The 24745-nt window shown below is 74.2% G+C and carries 16 protein-coding genes and 1 tRNA gene; 5 read left to right on the top strand and 12 right to left on the bottom strand.

All coding sequences use genetic code 11. The features are described 5' to 3' along the window. The first annotated feature begins 113 nt into the window (after nucleotides 1-113). The 4 genes from ACGFN2_RS22550 (at nucleotide 114) to ACGFN2_RS22535 (ending at nucleotide 7957) form a co-directional block, all read left to right on the top strand. The gene (locus ACGFN2_RS22550; RefSeq protein ID WP_362612090.1) at nucleotides 114-518 is read left to right on the top strand and encodes a globin; all 405 of its coding nucleotides are present in this window, start codon (nucleotides 114-116) and stop codon (nucleotides 516-518) included. A 132-nt stretch (nucleotides 519-650) separates the two neighbouring features. Then, on the top strand, nucleotides 651-4043 hold the full coding sequence (locus ACGFN2_RS22545; protein ID WP_393363146.1) for an FtsX-like permease family protein: 3393 nt from the start codon (nucleotides 651-653) through the stop codon (nucleotides 4041-4043). A gap of 96 nt (nucleotides 4044-4139) precedes the next feature. Continuing rightward, nucleotides 4140-6854, top strand: coding sequence for a hypothetical protein (locus ACGFN2_RS22540; RefSeq protein ID WP_393363143.1), 2715 nt, complete (start codon nucleotides 4140-4142; stop codon nucleotides 6852-6854). Next, nucleotides 6851-7957 (top strand): ABC transporter ATP-binding protein, encoded by a 1107-nt coding sequence (locus ACGFN2_RS22535; protein ID WP_393363140.1) that lies wholly within the window; start codon nucleotides 6851-6853, stop codon nucleotides 7955-7957. Before ACGFN2_RS22540 ends, ACGFN2_RS22535 begins: the two co-directional genes overlap by 4 nt. A gap of 201 nt (nucleotides 7958-8158) precedes the next feature. Here ACGFN2_RS22535 and ACGFN2_RS22530 read toward each other — a convergent pair whose 3' ends face one another. The 7 genes from ACGFN2_RS22530 to ACGFN2_RS22500 all read right to left on the bottom strand — a co-directional run bounded on the left by ACGFN2_RS22530 (nucleotide 8159) and on the right by ACGFN2_RS22500 (nucleotide 18959). Then, nucleotides 8159-8878, bottom strand: coding sequence for a hypothetical protein (locus ACGFN2_RS22530; RefSeq protein ID WP_362612084.1), 720 nt, complete (start codon nucleotides 8876-8878; stop codon nucleotides 8159-8161). Next, nucleotides 8875-9309: a thioesterase family protein gene (locus ACGFN2_RS22525; protein ID WP_362612081.1), complete on the bottom strand. Its 435-nt coding sequence runs from the start codon at nucleotides 9307-9309 to the stop codon at nucleotides 8875-8877. The genes ACGFN2_RS22530 and ACGFN2_RS22525 overlap by 4 nt, the downstream gene beginning before the upstream one ends. A 4-nt stretch (nucleotides 9310-9313) precedes the next feature. Continuing rightward, nucleotides 9314-10978, bottom strand: coding sequence for an energy-dependent translational throttle protein EttA (gene ettA / locus ACGFN2_RS22520; protein WP_362612080.1), 1665 nt, complete (start codon nucleotides 10976-10978; stop codon nucleotides 9314-9316). A gap of 418 nt (nucleotides 10979-11396) precedes the next feature. Next, nucleotides 11397-12806 (bottom strand): LAETG motif-containing sortase-dependent surface protein, encoded by a 1410-nt coding sequence (locus tag ACGFN2_RS22515; protein ID WP_393363136.1) that lies wholly within the window; start codon nucleotides 12804-12806, stop codon nucleotides 11397-11399. Between the two features lie 382 nt (nucleotides 12807-13188). Further along, nucleotides 13189-14112 (bottom strand): single-stranded DNA-binding protein, encoded by a 924-nt coding sequence (locus tag ACGFN2_RS22510; RefSeq protein WP_393363133.1) that lies wholly within the window; start codon nucleotides 14110-14112, stop codon nucleotides 13189-13191. A 237-nt stretch (nucleotides 14113-14349) separates the two neighbouring features. Continuing rightward, nucleotides 14350-16242: a GTPase gene (locus tag ACGFN2_RS22505; RefSeq protein ID WP_393363130.1), complete on the bottom strand. Its 1893-nt coding sequence runs from the start codon at nucleotides 16240-16242 to the stop codon at nucleotides 14350-14352. A 773-nt stretch (nucleotides 16243-17015) separates the two neighbouring features. After that, entirely contained in the window at nucleotides 17016-18959 is a 1944-nt protein-coding gene (locus tag ACGFN2_RS22500) for an ATP-binding protein (RefSeq protein ID WP_393363127.1), read from the bottom strand. Between the two features lie 311 nt (nucleotides 18960-19270). Between ACGFN2_RS22500 and ACGFN2_RS22495 the strand changes: the two genes are divergently transcribed. Further along, nucleotides 19271-19346 (top strand) — tRNA-Arg (locus tag ACGFN2_RS22495). 338 nt (nucleotides 19347-19684) lie between these two features. Here the strand turns inward: ACGFN2_RS22495 and dmpG are convergent. The 5 genes from dmpG to ACGFN2_RS22470 form a co-directional block, all read right to left on the bottom strand. Further along, nucleotides 19685-20716 carry a 4-hydroxy-2-oxovalerate aldolase gene (gene dmpG, locus ACGFN2_RS22490; RefSeq protein ID WP_393363124.1) on the bottom strand — a complete coding sequence of 344 codons (1032 nt, stop codon included), beginning with the start codon at nucleotides 20714-20716 and terminating at the stop codon, nucleotides 19685-19687. Further along, the gene (locus ACGFN2_RS22485; protein ID WP_362612069.1) at nucleotides 20713-21660 is read right to left on the bottom strand and encodes an acetaldehyde dehydrogenase (acetylating); all 948 of its coding nucleotides are present in this window, start codon (nucleotides 21658-21660) and stop codon (nucleotides 20713-20715) included. The genes dmpG and ACGFN2_RS22485 overlap by 4 nt, the downstream gene beginning before the upstream one ends. Then, the gene (locus tag ACGFN2_RS22480; protein ID WP_393363121.1) at nucleotides 21657-22478 is read right to left on the bottom strand and encodes a 2-keto-4-pentenoate hydratase; all 822 of its coding nucleotides are present in this window, start codon (nucleotides 22476-22478) and stop codon (nucleotides 21657-21659) included. The genes ACGFN2_RS22485 and ACGFN2_RS22480 overlap by 4 nt, the downstream gene beginning before the upstream one ends. 65 nt (nucleotides 22479-22543) lie before the next feature. Then, nucleotides 22544-23572, bottom strand: coding sequence for a VOC family protein (locus ACGFN2_RS22475; RefSeq protein WP_393363118.1), 1029 nt, complete (start codon nucleotides 23570-23572; stop codon nucleotides 22544-22546). Continuing rightward, nucleotides 23569-24432, bottom strand: a complete 864-nt coding sequence (locus ACGFN2_RS22470; protein WP_393363115.1) for an alpha/beta fold hydrolase — start codon at nucleotides 24430-24432, stop codon at nucleotides 23569-23571. The genes ACGFN2_RS22475 and ACGFN2_RS22470 overlap by 4 nt, the downstream gene beginning before the upstream one ends. Nucleotides 24433-24745: the final 313 nt, after the last annotated feature.

The following is a 24745-nucleotide window of genomic DNA, read 5'->3' as shown; positions in this document are numbered from 1 at the left end:
GGACGACCCCGGGGCGTGACCAACCGGTCACGCCCCGGCGGCGTTTCCGGCCCCGGTACCGGCCGCGTCCTACGACCGGAGACCTCCGCCGGGGCGTCTGCCACCATGGACGGGTGAACAAGATTCCACGCGGCACGCTCGACGAGCAGACCTTCTACGAACAGGTCGGAGGCGAGGAGACCTTCCGGCGCCTGGTGCACCGCTTCTACCAGGGAGTCGCCGAGGACCCGCTGCTGCGGCCGATGTACCCGGAGGAGGACCTGGGCCCGGCCGAGGAACGGCTGGCGCTCTTCCTCATGCAGTACTGGGGCGGTCCCCGCACGTACAGCGACGGCCGCGGCCACCCCCGGCTGCGGATGCGGCACGCCCCGTTCACCGTCGACCGGGCCGCCCACGACGCCTGGCTGCGGCACATGCGGGACGCGGTGGACTCGCTCGGCCTGTCCGAGAAGCACGAGACGCAGCTCTGGAACTACCTCACCTACGCCGCCGCCTCGATGATCAACGCCGCGGACTGAGAAGCACCTCACACCGCTCCGCGCCCTCGCCGTCACGATCCGGCCAGGGTTTTCCACAGCCCCCTCCGCCCGCGCCGCTCGTCTGCCACCATTCGTTCATCTGTGTGGTGCTGAGCGCGGTAAGGGGGGTCCGTGTCCGGCTTTGTGTTTCTGCGGGTGCGGGCGCACCGTCTGCTGCTGACCGCGGCTCTGCTCTCGGTGCTGCTCACCACGACCGTGCTGACGACGCTCGCGGCCTTCTCCGGCGCGATCGGGGACGCCGGGCTGCGGCAGGCACTGCGGACCCGCGCCGCGGCGGCCGCCGCACTGCAGGTGAAGGCCCAACTCCCGGCCGGGGTAAGGGAACCGGCGGACCGGGCGGTCACCCGGGGCGCCCGGCGGGCCTTCGACGGACTGCCGTTCACGGTGCACACCCTGGTCCGCTCCGGGCCGTACGCACTGCCCGGCACCCTGCGGTCGCCGGACGCACGCCGGGGTGAGCCGGATCTCACCCACCTCGCGGCCATGGACCGCTCCCGTCTGACCCTCACCGCCGGCCGCTGGCCCGCGCCGGCCGCGCACGGCCGGCTGCCCGTCGCGCTGCCGGAGGCCGCGGCGGCCCGGCTGGGCGTGAAGCCCGGCCGGCGCATCACCCTCCACAACCGGCTGTCCGGACCGGCCCGTCTGACGGTCGAGGTCACCGGTGTCTACCGGCCCAAGGACCGCGCCGACCCGTACTGGAAGCTCGACGACCTCGGCGGGCGCGGGGTGCGCATCTCCGGCTTCACCACCTACGGGCCGCTGCTCGCCGCCCCGGCGGCGTTCCGCGGCGGGTCGCCGGCCCAGGACTCGGTGGGCTGGCTCGCCACCGCCGATTTCCGCTCGCTGACCGCGGACCGGCTGCCCGCCCTGACCGCCGCGGCCGCGCGGGCGCCCAAGGCGCTGATGGCCGATCCGGCGTTCGCGGGCCGGGCCACCGCCGGCACCGATCTGCCCGCCACGCTGGGGCAGTTGCAGCGGGCGCTGCTGGTGAACCGGTCGACAATCCTGATTGTCGCGTTACAGCTGATCCTGCTGGCGGGCTACGCCCTGTTGCTGGTGGCCCGGATGCTGAGCACCGAGCGGACCGGCGAGACGGCGCTGCTGCGGGCCCGCGGCGGGTCCCGGCGGCGGATCGCGGGACTGGCCCTGGCCGAGTCGCTGCTGCTGGCCGCCCCGGCCGCGGTGGGCGCCCCGCTGCTGGCCGGGCCGCTGCTGCAGCTGCTGTCCGGCCGGGGCGCGTTGGCCCGTATCGGGCTGCCGCTGGACACCCGGCTGACCGCGCCGACCGTGCTGACCGGCCTCGGTGTGGCGCTGGGCTGCGCCCTCGCGGTGGCCGCGCCCGCGCTGCTGCGGACCGGGCCGGACGGTCCGCGGCGACGGCGGGCGCGGGCGCAGCCCGGCGGCACGGGAGCCTCCGCCGCCCGCGCCGGGCTGCGGACCTGGGGCAGGACCGGGGCCGACCTCGGGCTGCTGGTGGTCGCCGGTGTCGCCTACTGGCAGCTCCAGCGGCAGACGGCGGGCGGCGGCAGTGGCGGCGGGGTGCTGACCACGGACGGCGCCGGACGGCTGGGCATCGATCCGGTGCTGGTGGCCGCCCCGGCGCTGGCGCTGCTCGCCGGTACGGTGCTGACGCTGCGGCTGCTGCCGCTCGCCGCCCGGATCGCCGAGCGGGGCGCGGCCGGCGGCCGGGGCCTGGCGGCGGCGCTGGCCGGCTGGCAGATCAGCCGCCGCCCCCTGCGGGGTGCCGGTCCGGTGCTGCTGCTGGTGCTGGCCACCGCCCTGGGCATGCTGGCGATCGGCCAGGGCGCGTCCTGGGACCGTTCGCAGGACGACCAGGCCGACTTCCGCGCGGGTGCGGCGGTGCGCGTACTGGCCGGGCGGACACCGCCGTTGGGCCAGGGCGGTGCCTACGGGACGACGCCGGGGGTGGCCGCGGCGCTGCCCGTCGGGGTGGCCGGTCTGGACCTGTCGGGCGGCGGGTCGTCCTCGCTGCTCGCGCTGGACACCCGGCGCTCGGCGGGGGCGCTGCTGCTGCGCGGCGATCTGCTGGGCGGCGGCGCGGACGGTCCGCGGGGGCGGGCAGCGGACGGCGTCCTGCGCGCGGTGGCGCCGCCGGGCGGTGCCCCGGCGGGGCTGCAACTGCCGCCGGGCTGCGACCGGTTACGGCTGACCGCCACGCTGCGCTCCCTGCGGGCGCTGCCGCCGTCCCCCGGCCAGGAGGCCGCCGGGCCCGACACCGGGCCGGTGCCGGCCACCCTCTCCGTCCTCGTCACCGACCGCCACGGCATCCCGTACACCCTGCCGCTCGGCCCGCTCCCCGCCGACGGCGCACCGCACACTCTGAGCGCGGACCTCGGCGCCGCGGCCGGTGCCCCGGCGGGCCGCCCGGCCGGTCCGCTGCGGATGACCGGCCTGGTCGCCGACCTGGACCAGCCGCATGTCGCGCACCGTCAGCGGCTCACCGTCACCGCCGTGACGGCCGCCACCGGCCACGGCCCGGCCCGGCCCCTCGCCGCACCCGACGGTCCCGGCTGGCGGGCGCGGATCACCGACGAGAGCAGCTCGGCGGGCGAACCGTCCGGCCCCCGCGCGGGCCGGGCCGGGGTCCCCGCCGGAGGGCTGCTGTCCCAGACGTTCGACACCGGCGCCCGGGTGGACGACTGGGGGGCCGCGGCGACGACGCTGCGGATCACCGCCGCGCACGCCGCCCGCCCGCCGCTCGCCGCCGTCGCCACCGAGGCGTACCTGCGCGACAGCGGCTCGCGGACCGGCTCCCTGATCGAGGTGCCGGTCAACGGGCGGCCGCTGAAGGCCCGGATCGTCCGGGCGGTGCGGGCACTGCCCGGCCCGGCGGACGCGCCGGCCGCCGGCGGGCTGCTGGTCGACCTCGGGTCCGTCAACGAGGCGCTGTCCGACCGCGGCGCACCGCCGCTGTCCGCCACCGAGTGGTGGCTGCGCCCCCGGCCGGGCGCGGCGGACACGGCCGTCGAGGCGCTGCGGGCCCGCCCCGACACCGACCCGGGCCAGGTACTGGTCCGCGACGAGATCGCCGGGCAGCTGCACGACGATCCGCTCGGTATCGGCCCGCAGACCGCGCTGACCGCGGCGGCCGCGGTCGCGGTGGCGCTGGCGGCGGTCGGCTTCGCGGTCGGTGCCGCCGGGTCGGTCCGCGAACGGGCGCGGGAGTTCGCCGTGTTGCGGGCCCTGGGGGCGCCGCGCCCCCAGCTGGCCCGGATGCTCGTCGCCGAACAGGGCGTACTGATCGTGCTGGCGCTGGGCGTCGGTACGGCGCTGGGGACGGTGCTGACCCGGGCGGTGGTCCCGCTGATCGTGCTGACCGGGGAGGCGGGCCGTCCGGTGCCGCCGGTGCTGGTCGAGCTGCCGCCGGGCCCGGTGGCCGCGCTGCTGGCGGCGGTCGCCGCGGTGCCGCTGCTGGTGGTCGCGGCCCTCGGACTGCGCCGCGGCGACCCGGTGCGGGCCCTGCGCGGCCAAGGGGGGCTGTGAGGTGAACGGACAGAACAGCGGGCCGGTGGCAGGGGTCCGCACGCAACCACGGCCCGCCGCAGGGGCCCCTGGCCCCGGACTGCGGGGTGAGCGCCGGTGAGGGCGGCGACCTGGTGGAACCGGCCGCGTCCGGCGCGCGCGGCGCAACTGGCCCTGGGCGCGCTGGTGCTGGTCACGGCGTTCCTCGCGGCGGCGTTCCCGCGCGGGGTGACGGCGTACGAGACCCGCGGGGTGCGCCATGCGCTCGGCTCGGTGGCGGCCGGACAGCGGACGGTGGAGGTCACCGTCTCGCGTACGGACCTGCCCGGTGATCCCGCCGCCTCCTGCGCGGCGGGCGAACTCACCCGCCAGGACCGGGCGATCCGGGGCCTGTTCCGCGACCCGCTGCGGATCGCTCCGGGCGGCTCGCTGTACGGCGTGCGCACCACCAAGCCGCTGCCCGCACAGGACTCCTGGCTGCCCCGGCCCGACGGCCTCGCCCCCGGCCTCTCGCTGTACGCGGCCGCCGGGCTGGGCACGCATACCCGGCTCACCGAGGGCCGGCTGCCGCACGCCGCGGCCCCCGGGAAGCGCAGGCTGGAGGCCGCGGTCACCGTCGCCACCGCACGGACCCTGACCCTGCGCGTCGGCAGCACCCTGCATCTGGACGGGATGACGGTGCGGATCTCCGGGCTGCTCACCCCGCGCGACCCGGACAGCGCGTACTGGGCCGCCGATCCGCTGATGGCGGCCGCCCATCAGGACACGACGCCGGACATCCCGCCGCAGCGGCTGTGGCGGGCCGGTCTGCTGCTGGCCCCCGAGGACGGCCCGGCGCTGCTGCGCACCGGGGGCGAGCCGGAGAAGTTCTGGCGCTACCCGGTCGACACCCGCGCGCTGACCGCCGGTGACGCCGCGCGGCTGCGGGACCGGCTGGTCTCCCTCGAACACGGTGCGGCGCTGGCCCGGTTGCGCGAGGTGGCGGGCGGCGGTGCGCTGGCCGACAGCGCGGTGGACGGTCTGCTGGACGCCTTCGCGCGGACCCGGGCGGCGGTCGCGCCGGTCGTCGCGGTGGCCGCGTACGGCGTCGGCACCGTCGCGGCGGTGGTGCTGCTGATGACCGCCGGGCTGACCGCGGCGCGGCGGCACGCCGAACTGGCCCTGCTGCGGGCCCGTGGTGCGTCCCTGGCCGGGCTGGCCGGGCGGCTGTCGGCGGAGACCGGGGCGGTGGCGCTCCCTGCTGCGGCGGCCGGCGGCGGTCTGGCACTGCTGCTGGTGCCCGGGCAACGGGTGCTGCCCTCCCTGCTGGCGGCGGCCGGCACCGGGCTGCTGGCAACGGTCGCGCTGCCGTTGCGGGCGGCCGTCGCGCACCGCCGCCCGCGCCCCGTGGAGCGCGCCGACACGGTGGGCGCCCGCCCCTCCCGGCGCCGTACGGTCGCCGAACTCACCGTGCTCGTCCTGGCGGTGGGCGCGGTGCTCGCGCTGCGTGGCCGCAGTACGGCGGCCGGCGGGGTGGACACCCTGGCCAGCGTGGCCCCGGTGCTGACCGGGGTGATCGCCGCGCTGGTACTGCTGCGCCTCTCCCCGCTGCCGCTGCGGCTGGCGGCCCGCCCCGCCGCCCGTACCACCGGGCTGACCGGCTTTCTGTCGCTGGCCCGCGCGGGCCGCGCCCCGGCCACCGCCGGACTGCCGCTGCTGGCCCTCGTGGTGGCGCTGACCACGGCGTCGTTCGGCGGCTCGGTGCTGGCCGGGGTCGCCACGGCACGGGAGCACGCGGCACTGACCGCGGTCGGCGCGGAGGCCCGGCTCTCGGCCGGCGCACCGCTGCCCGAGGAGCTGCGGCGGGCGGCCGGCCGGGTGCCCGGCGTCGTGGACGCGGTGCCGCTGCGCATCGATGTGCAGGCCGCCGACGACAACGGGTCCCCGCTCTACCTGGTCATCGCCGACGCCGAGGCGTACGCCCGGCTCTCGCGGACCACCGGCCTGGGCGCCTTCGACGCACGGGAGCTGGCCGACCCCGGCGGCGACCAGCCGCTGCCCGCGCTGGTCTCCCCCCGTTTCCGCACCCGCTTCGGGGACGTGCCGATGGCCCTCCAGCCGGAGCTCGGCCAGCTCGTCATCCGCCCGAAGACGGTCCGCGCCGACACCCCCGCGCAGCCCGGCGGCGACTTCGTCGTCGTCGACGCCAGGAGCGTCGCCCGCCGCCATCCGGACACCTACCGCGACCCCGCAACCGGGCCCTCCGTCCTCCTGCTGTCCGGCCGCTCCCTGGACACCCGGGCGCTGCGTGCCGCCGTCCGCGCCCACAGCCCGGCGGACCGGCCCGTCCGGCTGGCGCTGCGCTCCGCCGTCCGCGACAGGTTCGCCGACTCACCCCTCCAGCAGGGCGCGGTACGCCTGTACACCGCCGCGGTCGCGGCCGGCGCCGGCTTCGCCCTGCTCGCCCTGCTGCTGTCGCTCCTCCAGGCCGCCCCGCAGCGCGGCCAACTCCTGGCCAGACTGCGCACGATGGGGCTGCCCCGGGCCCAGGGGCGACGGCTGCTGATACTGGAGGCGCTGCCGCAGGCCCTGCTGGCGGCCCTCGGCGGGGCGCTGACCGGTGCCGCCACGGTCCGGCTGCTGGGCCCCGGTATCGACCTCACCGCGCTCGCCCTGCCCGGCACCCCGGGCGGCGGCGCCGCGGACACCGTACGCCTGCACACCGATCCCGCGTCCCTGCTGCTGCCGTCGGCGGGCGTGCTCGCCCTCGCCCTGGCGGTCGCCCTGGCCCAGGCCTGGCTGAGCGGACGGCGGGACATGAGCGCCGAGTTGAGAGTGGGGGACCCCCGATGACCACACGGCCCGACGCCACACCGCCGGACGCCGCCTCCCCCGGGGCGGAGGCGGTCCGGCCCGCCGAACCCACCAGCCTGGCCGAGCTGGAGCGGCGCGCGGCCTCCCGGCGCGGACGCCCCGCCTACGGGCACGACGCGCTGATCGCCTGCGACCGGCTGGTGCGGGTCTTCACCGCCGACGGGGTGGAGGTGCAAGCGCTCCAGGGGCTCGATCTGCTGGTCTCGGAGGGCGAGTTGATGGCGTTGGTCGGGGCCTCCGGCAGCGGCAAGTCGACCCTGATGAACATCCTCGCGGGCCTGGACGTGCCGACCGCGGGTGCCGCCACGGTCGCCGGCCGCGACCTGCTGACGATGGACGCCAGGGCCCGGCTCGGCTACCGCCGCGACGTCGTCGGCTTCGTCTGGCAGCAGACCTCCCGCAACCTCCTGCCCTACCTGACGGCACTCCAGAACGTGATGCTGCCGATGCAGTTGCGGGGCGGCCGACGGCGAGCGGCCCGCGCGAAGGCAGCCGGCGAACTGCTGTCGATGCTCTCCCTCGACCACTGCCGGGACCGCCGCCCCCCTCAGCTCTCCGGCGGCGAACAGCAGCGCACCGCCATCGCGGTCGCCCTGGCCAACACCCCGTCCGTCCTGCTGGCCGACGAGCCGACCGGCGAACTGGACTCGCACACCGCCGAGCAGGTCTTCACGGCCTTCCGCACCGCCAACGAGGAACTGGGCACCACGATCGTGATCGTCACCCATGACCAGAAGGTGGCGGGCGAGGTCCGGCGCACCGTCGCGATCCGCGACGGCCGTACGTCCTCCGAGGTCCTGCGCCGCACCGAACGGGACGCCACGACCGGCCAGGAGTCCCTGGTGGCCCGCGAATACGCCATGCTCGACCGGGCGGGCCGCCTCCAGCTACCGGCCGACTACACCGCCGGCCTGGGCATGGCACACCGCGTCCTCCTGGAACTGGAGCCCGACCACATCGGGGTGTGGCCGGACCACACGACGAAGGAGGGGCCTCCGGGTCGCGGTGAGGGCCCGGGCCCGGACGGGGACGCGGGGGCGGGCACGGGCACGGAAGAGGAGGGCCGGGCCGGAGACGGCTGAGGTGTCTTCCTGGGGCCGCGCCGAGCACCGCTGACCGGCCGTCCTGCCGCGTTCTCCGGTGAGGCCGCCGGTGGACGCAGCCGACCTGGCCTCACCGGGGGCCGTGCCGGCGGCAGTTGCCCCCCGGCGCCAGAGCGGGTACGAGTGCCCCAGCTGGCTACTGACCAGCAGAGTCGGCTCCCCTGACGAAGCCCGCTCCGCTCAGACCGGTGTCACCGTGAGGCCGGACAGCCCGGTCGGCCCCGCCGGGCCGCCGGTTCGTACGGCGACCGAGCCGTACGGGGTGCTCAGCCGCAGCCAGCCGCCCGCGGACAGCAGGCTCAGTGAACGCTGCTCGGGTCGCGCGGGCCCGGCGCCGCCCCCCGCGAGCGCGCCGGCCCGCACCGGCCGCAGAAAGCCCAGTGACTGCGCGGCGTGGGCGGCGCGCAGCGGAAGATGGGTGTCCCCGAGGGTGCGCGACCAGATCTCCCGGCCGATACGGTCCCGTTCGGTACGGGTGCGGTGCTGTGGCGGCAACGCCTCGTCCCGGGCCCGGAATTCGGCCACCGCGGCGGCCACCGCACGCAGCAGCGCCTCGGGCGCGGGCAGCCCCGGCACCCGCTGCCAGCCGCCGCGCGGCGGCAGCAGCCCGGTCCACGGCGGACCGGTGACGGCGGCGGGCACGGTCAGCCCGTCCGCCGGCTCCGCCACGCCTTCGAGGAGTTCCCCGGCGGAGACCGTCCGGTCCAGCGTGGTGTCGTCGGCGAGCCGGGCGGTGCGGACCGCCAGCACCTCGAAGGACGGCGGGCGGCCGAAGACGGCGAGCACCCCGCCGCCGGCCTGGAGCCGTACCGCGGCGGCGCGGTCGTAGTGGATCAGGCGGGCGAGGAAGGCGGCGAGATCGGCCGCCTCCCCCGCGTCGGCCAGGTGCAGCGCCGTCATACCGCGGCAGACCCCTCCTGATGCGCGGCGTCGTCCAGATACTCCTTGAGGATCGCCTTCTCCTCAGCGGTCAGCCGGCGCGGACGCTCGTCGGTGAAGCTGTACGGCACGACGACGGTCGAGGCCCGCAGATAGAGGGTGTCCTCGTCCTTGACCTCGTAGCCGACCGTCATCGACGCGGCGCTGATCTTCTTCACCCACAACTCGACGGTCACCGGCGCGTGCCGGTGGACCAGCGGCCGCACATAGTCGATCTCGTGCCGGGCGACGACCGAGCCGCCCGTGAACGACGGGCTGCCGCCCCCCGGCGCCAGCCGGTGCATGAAGTCGATCCGCGCCTCTTCCAGGTAGCGGACGAACACCGCGTTGTTGACATGGCCGAACGCGTCCATGTCCGACCAGCGCAGGGGGCAGGAGTAGAGGTGTCGCACGCCGTCAGCCCCGGGTGAGCTTCTTGTACGTGGCGCGGTGCGGGCGGGCCGCGTCCGCACCGAGGCGCTCGATCTTGTTCTTCTCGTAGGACTCGAAGTTGCCCTCGAACCAGAACCACTTGGACTCGCCCTCGTACGCCAGGATGTGCGTGGCGACGCGGTCGAGGAACCAGCGGTCGTGGGAGACGACCACGGCGCAGCCCGGGAACTCCAGGAGCGCGTTCTCCAGCGACGACAGGGTCTCGACGTCGAGGTCGTTGGTGGGCTCGTCGAGGAGCAGCAGGTTGCCGCCCTGCTTGAGGGTGAGCGCCAGGTTGAGGCGGTTGCGCTCACCACCGGAGAGCACCCCGGCCGGCTTCTGCTGGTCCGGGCCCTTGAAGCCGAACGCGGAGACGTACGCCCGCGAGGGCATCTCGACCTGGCCGACGTTGATGTAGTCCAGCTCGTCGGAGACCACGGCCCACAGGGTCTTCTTGGGGTCGATGTTCTCGCGGCTCTGGTCGACGTAGGAGATCTTGACGGTCTCGCCGACCTTGATGTCACCGGAGTCCGGGGTCTCCAGACCCTGGAGCATCTTGAACAGCGTGGTCTTGCCTGCGCCGTTCGGGCCGATGATGCCGACGATGCCGTTGCGGGGCAGCGTGAAACTCAGGTCGTCGATGAGGACCTTCTCGCCGAAGGCCTTGTTGAGCTTCTCGACCTCGACGACGACGTTGCCCAGGCGCGGGCCCGGCGGGATCTGGATCTCCTCGAAGTCCAGCTTCCGCATCTTGTCGGCCTCGGCGGCCATCTCCTCGTAACGGGCCAGTCGCGACTTGGACTTGGCCTGCCGCCCCTTGGCGTTGGAGCGGACCCACTCCAGCTCTTCCTTCAGACGCTTGGCACGCTTGGCGTCCTTCTGGCCCTCGACCTTGAGACGGGTCTGCTTGGTCTCCAGGTACTTGGAGTAGTTGCCCTCGTAGCCGTGCAGGCGGCCGCGGTCGACCTCACAGATCCACTGGGCGACGTGGTCGAGGAAGTACCGGTCGTGGGTGACGGCGACGACGGTGCCGTGGTACTTCGCGAGGTGCTGCTCCAGCCACTGCACGGACTCGGCGTCCAGGTGGTTGGTGGGCTCGTCGAGGAGCAGCAGGTCGGGGGCCTCCAGCAGCAGCTTGCACAGCGCGACGCGGCGGCGCTCACCACCGGAGAGGTTGGTGACCGGCCAGTCACCGGGCGGGCAGCCCAGCGCGTCCATGGCCTGCTCCAGCTGGGTGTCCAGGTCCCACGCGTTGGCGTGGTCGAGGTCCTCCTGGAGCTTGCCCATCTCCTCCATGAGCTCGTCGGAGTAGTCGGTCGCCATCAGCTCGGCGACCTCGTTGAAGCGGTGGAGCTTGCCCATGATCTCGGCGGCGCCGTCCTGCACGTTCTGCAGCACGGTCTTCGACTCGTCCAGCGGCGGCTCCTGCAGGAGCATGCCCACGGTGTAGCCCGGGGAGAGGAACGCGTCACCGTTCGACGGCTGCTCGAGACCGGCCATGATCTTCAGCACCGTGGACTTACCGGCGCCGTTGGGACCCACGACACCGATCTTTGCGCCCGGCAGGAAGCTCAGCGTCACGTCATCGAGGATGACCTTGTCGCCGTGCGCCTTGCGCGCCTTGCGCATCGTGTAGATGTACTCAGCCAAGAGAAACCGTCCGGCAGATTGGATCGATCAGGGTCTGTGCGGCACCGCCCCGGGGCCATCATGCGCGGCGACCGTGGGAGGGCAGATACACCCCATCTTGCCGTACGGCCGCGCTCTGGCGGAAACGAGTAGGTCACCCCACGCCCGCTCAGTGCTGTCCGGCCACGGCTCGGTGTCCGCTTGGTCGCCGTCTGTCAGCGTTGATCACATCGATCGGGCGCCGCCGAGGGCCGGGCGACCGCGGGGCCGGGGCTTCGCCGGCGGCCCGCGCACGTGTTGCTCGAACGCCGACGGCCCCGGAGCGTGGTGGCGCTCCGGGGCCGTGGGGTGGTGCTTCGCCGGTGATCGTCCGCTCACCGTCGGGTGAGCGAGCCGCCGCCGGGCAGGGCCCGGCGACAGGGGTCACCGGGCCCGGGTGTCACTGGGCGGGGGTGCCGACCTTCTTCTTACGGAGGAAGAACACCGCGCCGCCGCCGACCACGACGAGCACGACCGCGATGCCCGCGATCATCGGGGTGGCGTTGCTGGAGCCGGTCTCGGCGAGGTCGCCGCCCTTGTCCCCACCGGTGTCCCCGCCGGTGCTGCCGCCGACCGAGGCCGGGCTGGGCCGGCTGGAGGGCTTGCCGCCGCCGCTGCCGGCGGTCTTGCAGTCCAGGACCCCGGAGAACGACTTCTTGAAGCCGCCCTCACCCTTGATCGTGATGTTGTACGGCTGGTCCTCGGCCACCGGAACGGTCACGGTCTGCGACTTGCCCGGGGCGATCTCGTGGTCCTTGCCGGAGAGCTGGAAGCGGAACGCCTCATCGCCCTTGTTGGTGGCCGTGACGTCCACACCGCCCTTGGCGCAGTTCTTCTCGGCGGTGATCGCCGGGATGGCGCCCTGCTTCTTCCAGGAGAACGTGGCGGCCGCGGAGACCGTGGACTCGCTGGAGCCGGCCAGGATCTGGGTCTGGCTCTTGGCGTGCTCACCGATACCGGTGAAGGCGCGGCCGACCGGAACCTTGGTGGCGGCCTGCGCGGTCAGCGAGCTGCTGCCGTCCGCGGCGCCCGCGGGCACGTCGAAGAACAGCTGGGTGCCGTCGGTGGCGCTGGTGACCGGCTTGCCGTCCTTGCCGACGACCTTGGCACCGGCAGACACACCGGCGGCCGGGGAGATCGTCACGCTGTCGGCGTTGGTGTGCACGGTGACCGGGCCGAGCTTGCTGCCGGACTTGCCGGAGACGGCCGGCGGGTCGAGCGTCAGCGAGGCCTTGGGCTCGGCGAGGTTCTGCGCGCTCTTCTCGAGGTAGTCAGCGAGCTTCTCGGCCGACGGGTCGAGCGCGTCCACCTTGGCGTGGTCGGAGAAGCGCCAGATCGCGACCTGGGTGCCGGCCGCGGCGGTCTTCTCGGTGAGGTTCCCGGCACCGGCCTTGGCGGCGAGCGAGGCCAGGTCGTTCACCTGCGGGTAGGAGTTCTGCAGAATCCAGCGGATCTTGCCCGCGTCCCCGTTGTTGTGCAGCGACGAGGCGCTCCAGGGCACTTCCTGGTACTTCGCCTGCTGCTGCGTCGGGTTGTGGATGTCGATGCAGTACGTCTGGAGCGTGCCGCCGTTGTCGACCGCCATCTCGAAGAGGCCGGCGCCTACGCGCTGGTCCCCTCCGTCGTTGTGCACGACCGCCTGGTCGAAGGTCTTCAGACCGCCGAGCGTGGCGGTGGCACCCCCGTGCGTGGGGTTCGACTCATCCGCCGCGGCAGGCCCCGCGGTGGTTATCGCACCCGCCGCGACCAGGCCGGAGGCCACGACCGCGGCGGCAAGGCGGGCTGCGCCCCGCCTCTTCATCGAAAGCATGAAATTCCCCTCTGGGCGAGGCGGTCGAGTGGGAGAGGGTGCCTCGCCGGAAAGATCCCAAAGAACTCAACAGCCGAACACGTCAGCCCCCGTGAGTACTTGTCGGATCTTATGGAGCAGGTGCATCAGGGTCCCCGGTAATGGCATCCCATAAGCGATCCGAATCGCAATCGTTACCGACACCAGGCATCCTGACCTGGCATTATCGACAAATCGTCACCCTCTTTCAGGGCAAAGACGCCTTCTCGGATGAATGGGCCATGGCGGAAGGCACAGCGGCGGAGCGCCCCGAAGCCTCGACGACAGCCGCAATCCCGCTGGTCGCAGGCGTTTTGGGGGTCGCTGCGGCCTTGTCGACGAGGGCTTCGGCCGCAGCGACGGCCTAAGTGCCCATGCCGGCCCTGGCAGTCGCGGCAGCCTCGTTGGGCGGCTGGTCCTTGCGTCCTGCGCGCTCTCCGGCGGCGGCCTGCCGTGCTCCGGAAACCGGCTTTGCCCCGGAAGCCGACCGCGCCTTGGCGGTCTTCGGCGTACCGGCTGCCGACTTGGCTTCCGCCGGTCCGTCATCGGCGCTCGTTCGTGGTCCGGCTTCCGGCAACGGGCTTTCCCATAAGTCCTGTTGGGTGGATGGAGTGCGGCGCGGTGGTCGCGGTGGTGAGGACGAGTCCGCTGACGGGTGCGATTCCGGCACCGGGGAGGACTCCGTTGCCGCCGAGGGCGACAGCGGTGCTGCGGAGGAGCCCGACGCAGGGGAAGGCTGCGGCGCCCCACCGCCCACCGGCGCCGAGAAGAACTGCGGTACCGCGGAAGCCCGCGATGCCGTGGAAGCCTGCGCCGCTGAGGAAGGTCCCGCTGCCGGAGCAGGCTGCTGAGCCGCCACCGGCGCGCCCTCCACGGCCGCTCCCACTCCCGCGCCCGCTCCCGTACGGGATGCCGACCGGAGGACCCTTCGGAACGCGGCGGTGCCCCGTGTGAGGTCGTGGCCGACCGCCACCGCGTCGACCTCCGCCGAGAACCAGCGCTGTCCGCCCTTCTCGGGTGGCTGCTCCCCCTCCCGCAGCCGCAACCGTCCCTGCACGATGAGTGGTTCACCCACCGCCACCGATGCCGCCACGTTGTCGGCGAGCCCACGCCATGACCGGACCGTGTAGAAGCTCGTCTCCCCGTCGGTCCAGCGCTCCTGCGCCTTGTCCCACCGGCGCGAGGTGGCCGCCAGCCGGAACCGCGCCACCGTCACCCCCGCCGCCGTCAGCCGGTGCTCCACCGCCGTCGCGGCATTCCCCACCAGCGTCACCATCGTGTCGTTCATCTGAAACGCCTCCCCCGTGTCCCGCGCTCGCTCCCGTCACCCGCCGCTCGCGCTGCGTTGATCTCATGCTGCACGGGTTCGGCGGGCGCCGCGGCGGCGTGTGGACGGGTGGCCGACTGTGGACAACTCGGCCACCCGGAAGGGTGAGCGGCGGCGGACGCCGAGCGGCCCGCGAGCCGCCCTCAGCCTCACCCGCCCCGCCCCGCCCCGCCCCGCCGCTCCCGTTCCCTGTCCGCGTCACGCGCCCGAGGCCACGGCGTACTGCTCCCGCACCTCGCGATAGCGCAGCAACTCGGCGGCGACCGGCTCCAGCACCCGCGCCCGTCCGCATGCCGCCGCCGCGCTCCGCAACCGCCGCTCGGCGTCCTGCCCGTAGCGCCGGGCCGGTCCACGCGCCACCACCCGGCACACCCACGCCAGCGCCGGCCCGCCCACCGACCCGAGAACCGCGGGCGCCAGCCCCGAGAGCCAGTCCGTCGCCTCGCCCACACCGGTGATCGCACCCAGCAGCCACAGGACACCGACGACCTGGAGCACGGTCAACATCCCCTGGAGCGAGGCGGCCACCGTCCACCAGCGCGGCCGCACGGCCGGTCCGCCCCGGAGGGACTCCTCGGCATCCGCCGCCACCTTGTCGAGCGCCTCCGGCAGCCCGTGGGCGCCTCGGTCCGCCGCCTCCCGCACCGCGTGGGCCCAGGGCGACGGCAGGCCGTGCGCCGCCTCGGCGGCCACCGTACGGACGGCCTGCTCCACCACCGGCCGGGCCGCCGCCCGGCCGTCCACCGCCGACACCTCACCGGCACCGGCCGCAGCCCCGGCGGCGCCCGGTTGCCCGGCTGCCCGCCGCCGCCCCACCAGGCCCCGCCGCGCGCCGCTCCGCCCGGAAGCGGCCAATCCTTCGGTTCCCTCCCCGTTCCACCCGGCCCAGACCCGTCCTGTGCCGTGCCGCCCCGCATCTGCCGTCCCGACGCCCGTACGCCCTCCCGGGCCGGCCCCGCCCCCCGTCATCCCCGACCCGGTCGCCTCCGCCCCGCAACCACGGCCTCCCCACCTGCTCCCCCGCCACCGCCGCATCCGCGACCACGGCGATCCACAGGCGCGCTCCGCGTACCGCAGCCAATCCCGTTCCGCCGCCCGCCCGGTGGCCACCGCCCCGACCGCCTCGGCCAACCGGTCGTCGAACTCCGCACGGGCGTCTTCCGTCAGCCCGACCCGGCTCTGCGCCACATACACCGACCGCAGGCGCTCGGTCGCCGCATCCACGTCCGCCGCCAGCCGCCGGTCCGCCGCGCCCCGTTCCGCGACGAACTGGCCGAGCGCCTCGCGTAGTTCCGCCACGCCCCGGCCGGTCGCCGCGGACAGCGCGAGCACCGCGGCACCGGGCTCCCCGTGTTCGCCGAGCGCCAGTCCGTCCTCGTCCAGGAGCCGCCGCAGATCGTCCACCACCTGGTCGGCGGCGTCCCCGGGCAGCCGGTCCACCTGGTTGAGGACGACGAACATGACCTCGGCGTAGCCCGCCAGCGGCCGCAGATACCGCTCGTGCAGCACCGCGTCCGCGTACTTCTCCGGGTCCACCACCCAGATCACCGCGTCCACCAGCTCCAGCATCCGGTCCACCTGAGCGCGGTGCTCGGTGGCCGAGGAGTCGTGGTCGGGCAGATCGATCAGGATGAGTCCGCGCAGCTCGGAGCTGCCGTCCGCCGGGACGTGCCGACGGTGGACGGGCACCCCCAGCCGGTGCAGCAGCCCGTCCGCGCCCGGCCGGCTGCCCGGCCAGACGCAGGCCACCGGCTCCGCGGTCGTCGGCCGGCGCGGCCCGACCTGTGAACGGTTCGCTCCGGCCAGCGCGTTGAAGAGCGATGACTTACCGCTGCCGGTCGCTCCCGCGATGGCGACGACGGTGTGCTCGCCGGAGAGCCGGTACCGCTCGTCGGCCGTCTCCAGCACCCGGCCCGCCCCCTCCAGCGCCCGCCCCTCCAGCCGGGTCCGGGACAGCGCGATCAACTCCCGCAGCGCGTCCAGCCGCCCACGCAGCCCACCGCCCACGGCCCGCCGCCCCCCGTCCGCGACCCACCGGTACGTGACCCCGTCATCGCTCTCGACCTCGGCCGGCGAACGCGGCTGCACCATCGCCTCCACCCACGCGTCAGCCCGTCCCCCGCCCCGCGTTCGCTCGCTCCGCGCCCGCTCAAGGAGGGACTGCGCGCGATGCGCTTCCGCGGTACGGAATTCCGCAGCCCGGGCGTGCCTGTGGCGCGCCTCCCCGGCCCGCGACGCACCCTCCGCCCGCACACCCGCCTCGGCACGGGCCCCGACCGGCGCACCTACCGCAACGGCGCCCTCCCCCGAGACCTCTGCTCCCATTGGCGGCTCGGTCCGCGACCCCGGCCTGGGCACCCCCGCGTCCCGCGCCCGCCGCGCGATCAACCCGTCATCCCACGTCCGGCCCGCTTCCGTCCCCGCCCGCGGCTCCAGCCCTGCCCCCGGCTCCGGCACCGCTGCCCCCACAGCCACCCCGCTCTCCTGCCGCTCCATCGACACCGCGCCCCCCTGCCCCTCCCGAGACTCCACAGCCCCCACGGACTCCCCAGACCCCACGGCCGCCTCAGAACCCATCGACACCATGTGCTCCACAGGCCTCACAGGCACTACAGGTTCCACGGGCACCGCATGCTCCACGGGCACCGCATGCTCCACGGGCTCCCCACCCCCATCGGCCGCCACCGCCGCACCCACCGCCCCCGGTTCCTCCGCCCTCTCCGCTCCCCTGCCCCCGCGCCACTCCACCGGCGCCACACCTTCCCCTGGCGTCACAGCCCGCGCCCCTCCGCCGGCCTCGCCGGCCCCCGTCCCCCGCCCCGTCGCCCCCGGTCCCGCCCCGGAACCAGCCACATCGGAATCGCTCACCCCGACACCTCCTCCTTCTCCATCACCCTCATCCGCGCCCTCTCCTCCGCCTGCGGCTGCTCCCGCCGCCGCTCCTTCTCCCTCCCCGTCCGGTTTTCCTGCCGCTGCTTCTCCCTCTGCACCACGGACAGCGCGGCGATCAGCTCCGCCTGCTGGTCCAGCGGCACCGTCAGTTGGTCCAGCGGCGCCAGCCGCCGTTCACGCTCACCGTCCAGGGCTCGCTCCAGATAGGTGGCGAGGAGCCTGCCGCCCCGTTCGCAGAGCCGCAGGGCGGTCTGTGCGCCCAACAGGTCGGCGAGGTTCTCGCCCGCCGTACGGGCACGACGGCCGCCGAGCAGCGCGGTGGCCAGCAACGCCGCCGACTCCTCCGGCTCCACCGACCCCGCGCGCTCCCCGGCCTGACCGGCGCGCGCCTCACGGGTCTCCTCTTCGGCCAGCTCCTCCAGGCAGCGCCGCCAGCGCCGGACGATCACACCGAGCCGGCCGCCCGCACCGGCGGCGCCCGCGGCGGCCGTCAGCGAGACCTCACCCGCCGCCGGGTCCCGCCGCCAGGCGGCCGCGGCCCGCTCGTCGGCCTCGTCCACGGCGCAGGTCAGCAGTGAGGTCAGCCCGTCGGTCAGCGCGTCGAGCAGCTCGTCCGACCGGCCGTCGAGGCCATGGTCCCGCCAGTGGGCGCGCGCGTCCCCGGACAGCACCTCACCGGCCGCGACCTCCTGCCGTACCCGCTCAGCGGCCCGCTCGTACGCCTCCTCGACCCGGCCGGCCAGCCGCAGCGCCGCGGCGTGCTGGGCGGCGGCGGCCCCGGCCAGTGCGGGCAGCCGGCTGCGCAGCGAGGCGATCACCCCGGCGGCCGTGCGCTCCGCCGCTGCGGTGCGGGCGACGGGGTCCTGGGCGTGCCGCTCCAGCCAGCCCCGCAGCGCCGCGACGGCCGTGGCGGGCAGCAGCCCGCTGCCGCCGCCGGCCGACTCGGGCAGCTCCGGGATCGTGAACCGCGGGACATGGCCGAGACCGGCGCGCTGGAGGAGTTCGGCGTAGCGCCCGGAGATGTCGGTGGCGATCTGGTGCGGCACCCGGTCCAGCACGGTCACCAGCGTGACGTCGTACTCCTTGGCCGTACGCAGCAGATGCCAGGGCACCGCGTCCGCGTACCGGGCGGCCGTCGTGACCAGCACCCACACGTCCGCCGCGCAGATCAGCTCGGCCGCCAGCTCACGGTTGCGCGCGACCAGGGAGTCGATGTCCGGTGCGTCCAGCAGCGCCAGCCCACTGGGCAACGCCGGATCGGTCTCGATCCGCACCGTCAGCATCCCCGCCTCGCCCCCGCACCCCACGGCGCCGTAGGCCCCCGGGCCGGGCCCCCCGGAAAGCTCCCGAGGCCCCCCGTGCTGGCCGCGGTCCGCACTCTCCCCCCGCGCCATACGGGCGCCCGGCCCACCGGCCGCACCGTCTCCGCCGACCGCCCCGTGGCCGCCCGCCGCCGGACCGCCCGCCCCCTGGCCCCCGAGCCCGTAATCCCCGCGGCCCAGGCCACCGCCCGCCGGGTACTCGTCCTCGCCGCCGTCGTCCTGCTCGGGGACCCACACCCGGGCGAGCTGCGGCAGGACCCGGGTACCGGCGAACCAGTGGAGATCGTCGGGATGGCAGACCAGCACCGGCGTACGCGTCGTCGGCCGCAGCACCCCGGCCTCCGAGACCCGCCGACCCACCAGCGAATTGACCAGCGTGGACTTGCCCGCCCCGGTCGATCCACCGATCACCGCGAGCAGCGGCGCCTGAGGGGAACGGAGGCGGGGAATCACATAGTCGTCGAGCTGGGCGAGCAGCTCGGCCCGGTTGCGCCGGGCCCGGGCAGCGCCCCGAAGTGGCAGTGGGAAGCGTGCGGTGTCGACGCGGTCTCGCAGAACGGACAGTGCGTCGATCAGCCGGGGTCGTACATCCAAGGTCACCACATGCGCAGAATGCCCAATTTCGTTAGGTTTTTGAAGCGTATACCCCCTAGTACGCGCCAAAAGAACCCGCACAGAACGGGATAAGTGGCACGCGAGACACTCGCGGCAAGCGAGGCGCAGGCATAACGAGTGCACAACACCCGCCGCACGAGGCGCCAAAAGCGATGCAGGATTCGTACCTGCCTGCGATTATCGGGACCGCTTCACCGAACCTCCACAACGTGCCACGGAGGTGAAGCAACCGGGACGAGGCACCCGGACCTCTATCCTTGACCGCGGTCCGTGATCCACGTCCACACCCGGCCCCCGTAGCTCAGTGGATAGAGCAGGTGCCTTCTAAGCACTTGGCCGCAGGTTCGAGTCCTGCCGGGGGCGCCATCGCCCGTACTGCGCCCAGCCCTCCCTCGTGGAGGGCTTTTTGCAGGTCAGAGGCGGTTTAGCGGACGCGGCGTGGCGGCTTCGGCAGGACTGGAACGGCTCCCGGCGGCGGGGGCGCCAGTCCGGCTGTCGCCGGGTTTGAACGGCTCTCGGCGGCTGGATCTCCCGAAAACTTCTCGAAGTTTTCCGACGGACCCCTCACAGCTGCGGGCACGGTGGGGAGCCGCCGGTCCTCCACGTCCGCACCTGCTGCGCCACCGCGTGCAGCAGGTGCGGACCTGTTCAAGAGACAGTTCGCCCGGGTGCTGTTCAGCCCGTGTTGCCGCACACCGTGGGCGTCAGGCGGTGGTGCGGGCTGCGGCCAGGTCCAGGGCGATGTCGGTGATCATGTCTTCCTGGCCGCCGACCAGCTTGCGGCGACCGACCTCGATGAGGATGGCGCGGGCGTCGATGCCGTAGTGGCGGGCGGCTGTCTCGGCATGGCGCAGGAAGCTGGAGTACACGCCCGCGTAGCCGAGGGCGAGGGTTTCGCGGTCCACCCGCACCTCGCGGTCCTGGAGGGGGCGTACGACGTCGTCGGCGGCGTCCATCAGAGGGAACAGGTCGCAGCCGTGCTCCCAGTCCATCAGCTCGGCGACCGCGACGAACGCCTCCAGGGGGCAGTTGCCCGCTCCGGCGCCCTGGCCGGCCAGGGAGGCGTCGACGCGGGTGACGCCGTTCTCGACGGCTACGACCGAGTTGGCCACGCCCAGCCCGAGGTTGTGGTGGGCGTGGATGCCCAGCTCGGTGGACGGGTCGAGGACGTCGCGGTAGGCGCGGACGCGGTCGCGTACGCCGTCCATGGTGAGGTGGCCGCCCGAGTCGGTGACGTAGACGCAGTGCGCGCCGTAGGACTCCATCAGCCGGGCCTGATGGGCCAGTTCGGCGGGTTCTGCCAGGTGCGACATCATCAGGAAGCCGGATACGTCCATGCCCAGGTCGCGGGCGGCGGCGATGTGCTGGGCGGAGAGGTCGGCCTCGGTGCAGTGGGTGGCGACGCGCACCGAGCGGATGCCGAGGGCATGCGCGCGGCGCAGGTCGTGCAGGGTGCCGATGCCGGGCAGGAGCAGGGAGGTGGGCACCGCGTCGGTCACGGCGTCGCAGACCGCCTCGATCCACTCCCAGTCTGTGTGGGCGCCGACGCCGTAGGTGATGCTGGAGCCGGCCAGGCCGTCGCCGTGGGCGATCTCGATCGCGGCGACTCCGGCGGCGTCGAGTGCGGCGGCGATGGTGCGGGCCTGTTCGACGCTGTAGCGGTGGCGGACGGCGTGCATACCGTCCCTGAGGGTCACATCCTGCAGGTACAGGGTGTTGGACCGGTGTGCGGTCATGAGGAGACCACCTTCGTGGTGCGGTGGGCGGCCATGCGCTCGGCGGTGCGCAGGGCGGCCGAGGTCATGATGTCGAGGTTGCCGGCGTAGGCGGGCAGGTAGTGGGCGGCGCCCTCCACTTCGAGGAACACCGACACCTTCGCCGCCCGGCCGGACCGGGAGCCGGCCGGCAGGAGGGAGCGCAGTGGGCTGTCGGCGGCGACGTGTTCGAACTGCACCTTCTGCTTGAGGCGGTAGCCGGGTACGTACGCCTGGACGCGTGCGGTCATCTCCTCCACGGAGGCGGTCACCGCGGCCTCGTCGCAGTCGCCGACGAGGCAGTGCACGGTGTCCCGCATGATGAGGGGCGGTTCGGCGGAGTTGAGGACGATGATGGCCTTGCCGCGGGCCGCGCCGCCGACCTCCTCCAGGGCCGATGAGGTGGTCTCGATGAACTCGTCGAGGTTGGCCCGTGTGCCGGGGCCCGCGGAGCGGGAGGAGAGGGAGGCGACGATCTCCGCGTAGTGGACCGGGGTCACGGCCGCGACGGCGGCCACGACGGGGACGGTGGCCTGCCCGCCGCAGGTCACCATGTTGACGTTGGTCGCGTTCAGATGGGCGTCGCCGTTGACCGGCGGCACGACGTACGGGCCGAGCGCGGCGGGGGTGAGGTCGACGACCGTACGGCCCAGTGTGCGCAGCACCTCGTCGTGGCGCTGGTGCGCACCGGCGGAGGTGGCGTCGAAGACGAGGGACACGTCCGCGAACTCGTCCAGCCCGACCAGGCCCTCCAGGCCCTCGTGGGTGGTCGCGACGTTCAGCCGCCGGGCGCGTGCCAGGCCGTCCGAGCCGGGGTCGATGCCGGCCATGGCGGCGATCTCCAGGGAGTCGGAGAGCCGCAGAATTTTGATCATGAGGTCGGTGCCGATGTTGCCCGAGCCGATGACGGCGACCTTCGTGGTCATGCTCCGGTTCCTTCCGTGGCGGAGGCGGCGAACGCGGTGGTGACCGTGCCGAGTCCGTCGATGTGGGCGGTGAACTCGTCGCCTGCGGCGGCGACGGCCATCGGGCCGAGGGCGCCGGTCAGGACGATGTCGCCGGCCCGCAGCGGCTCGCCCAGGCGGGCGAGGGTGGAGGCGAGCCAGAGGGCGGAGGTGAGCGGGCTGCCGAGGCAGTCGGCGCCGGTGCCCTGTGAGACGGTCTCGCCGTTCCTGGTCAGGGTCATCCGTACGCCGCGCAGGTCGGCGCGGTCCAGCGGTACGGGGGTGCCGCCGAGGACGAACAGGCCGCAGGAGGCGTTGTCGGCGACCGTGTCGACGATGCCGATGTCCCAGCCGGCGATCCGGCTGTCGACGATCTCCAGCGCCGGCAGGGCGAACGCCGTTGCCCGCAGCAGGTCGGCAACGGTCGGGTCCCGGTGCGGCAGGTCCGCGCCGAGCACCAGGGCGACCTCCGCCTCGATCTTCGGCTGCACCAGCCGGCCGGGGGCGATCAACTGGCCCTCGGGCACCGCCATGTCGGCGAACAGGGCGCCGAAGTCGGGCTGGTCGACACCGAGCTGGCGTTGCACGGCGGGCGAGGTCAGGCCGATCTTCCGGCCGGCGGGGCGCCGGCCGGCGGCGATGCCCCGCTCGGCGTTCAGGCGCTGCACGGCGTAGGCGGCCTCGATGTCCGCCTCGGGCAGCAGATGACGTACCGGGGGGCACGGGATTCCGGTGCGGGTGGCTTCGTCCAGGACGGCCGCCGCCTCGGCCACCGCACCGGCGGCCTCGTGGGCGTTCACGCTTCGCTCCTGTCGGGAGGGGTGGGAAGGGTCTGCGGGACGGGTCTGCGGGAGGGGCATACGGGTTACCTCCGGAAGGGGGCGGAGCCGGCGCCTGCGCCGCTCAGTGGCGGAACCGTGCTCTCCGGGCGCCCCAGGGAGCGGGCCCCGGCCTGGAACTGGGCGAGTTTGCCGATGATGGTCCGGCCGACCGGGAGGTGCCCCCAGATGCTGATGCCCTGGTGAGTGGTGGGCTCCCAGGTGCTCTCGTCGACGACGACGGGGTTCCAGCCGACCTCCCACTCGAAGCCCGAGGGGGTGCGGGCGTAGTAGGAGAGTTCCTTGTCGTTGGTGTGCTGGCCGACGGACAGGGCCATGTCGAAGCCGAGTTCGTGCACGCGCTGGTAGCTCTGGGCCACGTCGTCGAGGGTGGCGGCCTGGATGTTGAGGTGCTGCACGCGGGTGCGGACCGGGTCGATCGGCAGGCCGCCGCGGGCGGCGGCGATCGCGATGGAGTGGTGGCGTTCGTTGACGCGCAGGAAGCGGATCTTGACTTTGATGCCGCTGATGGTCTCGTCGATGTAGTCGGTCAGGCGGGCGTCGAAGACGGTGTGGAAGTAACGCCGGGTCTCCGCGGGCTTGGTGGAGGTCAGCGCGATGTGCCCCATGCCGCCGTCGCCGGTGACGAAGCCCGAGGCGAGCATGCGCAGGGGCTCGGCCGACTTCACCGGGGTGGTGCAGATCTCCTGTGTGATGCCCTTGGGGCCGGGGAACCGCAGCAGGCGCTCGACGCCGCGCAGGGCTGCCTCCTCGTCGGTGCCGGCGGTGACGGGAACGCCATGGGCGCGGAGGCGGGCCTCGATGCGTTCGAAGGCGGCGTGGTCGTCGAGGTGCCAGCCGGTGGCGACGACGTCCTCGGCGGGGCCGCGCCGGACGAGGAAGCGGCACTCCCGGTCGTCGAGGCGGAAGCGCATCAGGTGGCGGGAGAGGGCATCGTGGTGCATGCCGATGGCGTCGGTGCCGAAGCGGCGCCAGTCGGCGAAGCGGTTGGTCTCGATGACGACGTATCCGAGGCGGACGGCGCCGAAGACCGGCGGGGCGTCGTGCAGGGTCATCGGCGGCCGGCCAGGAAGTCGGCGCACAGGCGGTTGAACAGCTCGGTGCGCTCGTACTGCACCCAGTGCCCGGTGTTGGCGACGAGGTACAGGTCGCAGTTGGGCATGCGGTCGGCCAGCATCCGGCCGCCGGACGGCCGGTTGACCTTGTCCTCCGCGCCCCACAGGACGAGGGTGGGGACCGGCAGTCGGTTCAGGCGCGGGTCGCGGGTGAAGTCCATCTTCCACAAGGTGCGCAGCCCGGCCGGGCGTTGCAGCGGCGGAGAGGCGATCACTTCCGGGTCGATGCTGGCCCGGTAGCGCTCCTCGATGGCGGAGTCCGGGACCTCGGCGGCGTTGAAGACGAGGTAGTTGCGGATGAACCTCTCCAGCTTCAGCCGCGAGGGTCCCTCGCCGGTGTAGTAGGCCAGCAGGTTGTTGAGCCCGGGGGTGGGCAGGGCACGGCTGTTGCCGACCCCGCCGGGGCCCATCAGCACCATGCGGTCGACCCGCTCAGGGGTGTCCAGGGCCAGCCGCAGGGCGCAGGCGCCACCGTAGGAGTTGCCGACCAGATGGGCCTTGTCCAGGCCGAGTGCGTCCAGCAGGCCGCGGATGCCGTCGGCCAGGTAGCCGAAGGGGTCGGCGCGGTCGACACCCTTGCTGCTGCGCCCGTAGCCGGGCAGGTCGGGCACGATGACCCGGTACTCCTTGGCCAGCTCGGCAATGTTGCGGGCGTAGTTGGAGACACCGGAGGCGCCGGGACCGCCGCCGTGCAGCAGCAGCACGGGCGGACCGTCGCCCGCCTCCGCGACGAAGATCTTCTTTCCGCCGATGTCGTAGGTCGTCTCCTGCATCGTCGGCAGGCCGGTCTGCGGGGTCATGGTGTCGGTCCTCACTGGGCGATGTCGCGGTCGGGCGGGGTGCGGCGGCTGTGGCCGGGCCCGCTGGGGTGTCGGGTGTACAGAGGCGGCTGCGCGGACGCAGATGTGGGGTCACCGGGCGAAGGCGGCCGTACGACGGGGGGCCGCCCGGGGCAGCGGGACGCGCTCCCGGGCCGTCCGCTGCCGGGGCCCGGTTGCCGGGGCCCGGTTGCCGGGGCCCGGTTGCCGGGGCCCGGTTGCCGGGGCCCGGTTGCCGGGGCCCGGTTGCCGGGGCCCGGCCGCCGGACTCCGCCGAGGCGGACCGGGCGCGAGA

Origin of the sequence: Streptomyces sp. NPDC048612, from assembly GCF_043199295.1 — a bacterium.
In the GTDB taxonomy this organism is placed as follows: Bacteria; Actinomycetota; Actinomycetes; order Streptomycetales; family Streptomycetaceae; genus Streptomyces.
This window is presented reverse-complemented; position numbering and strand designations above follow the sequence as displayed.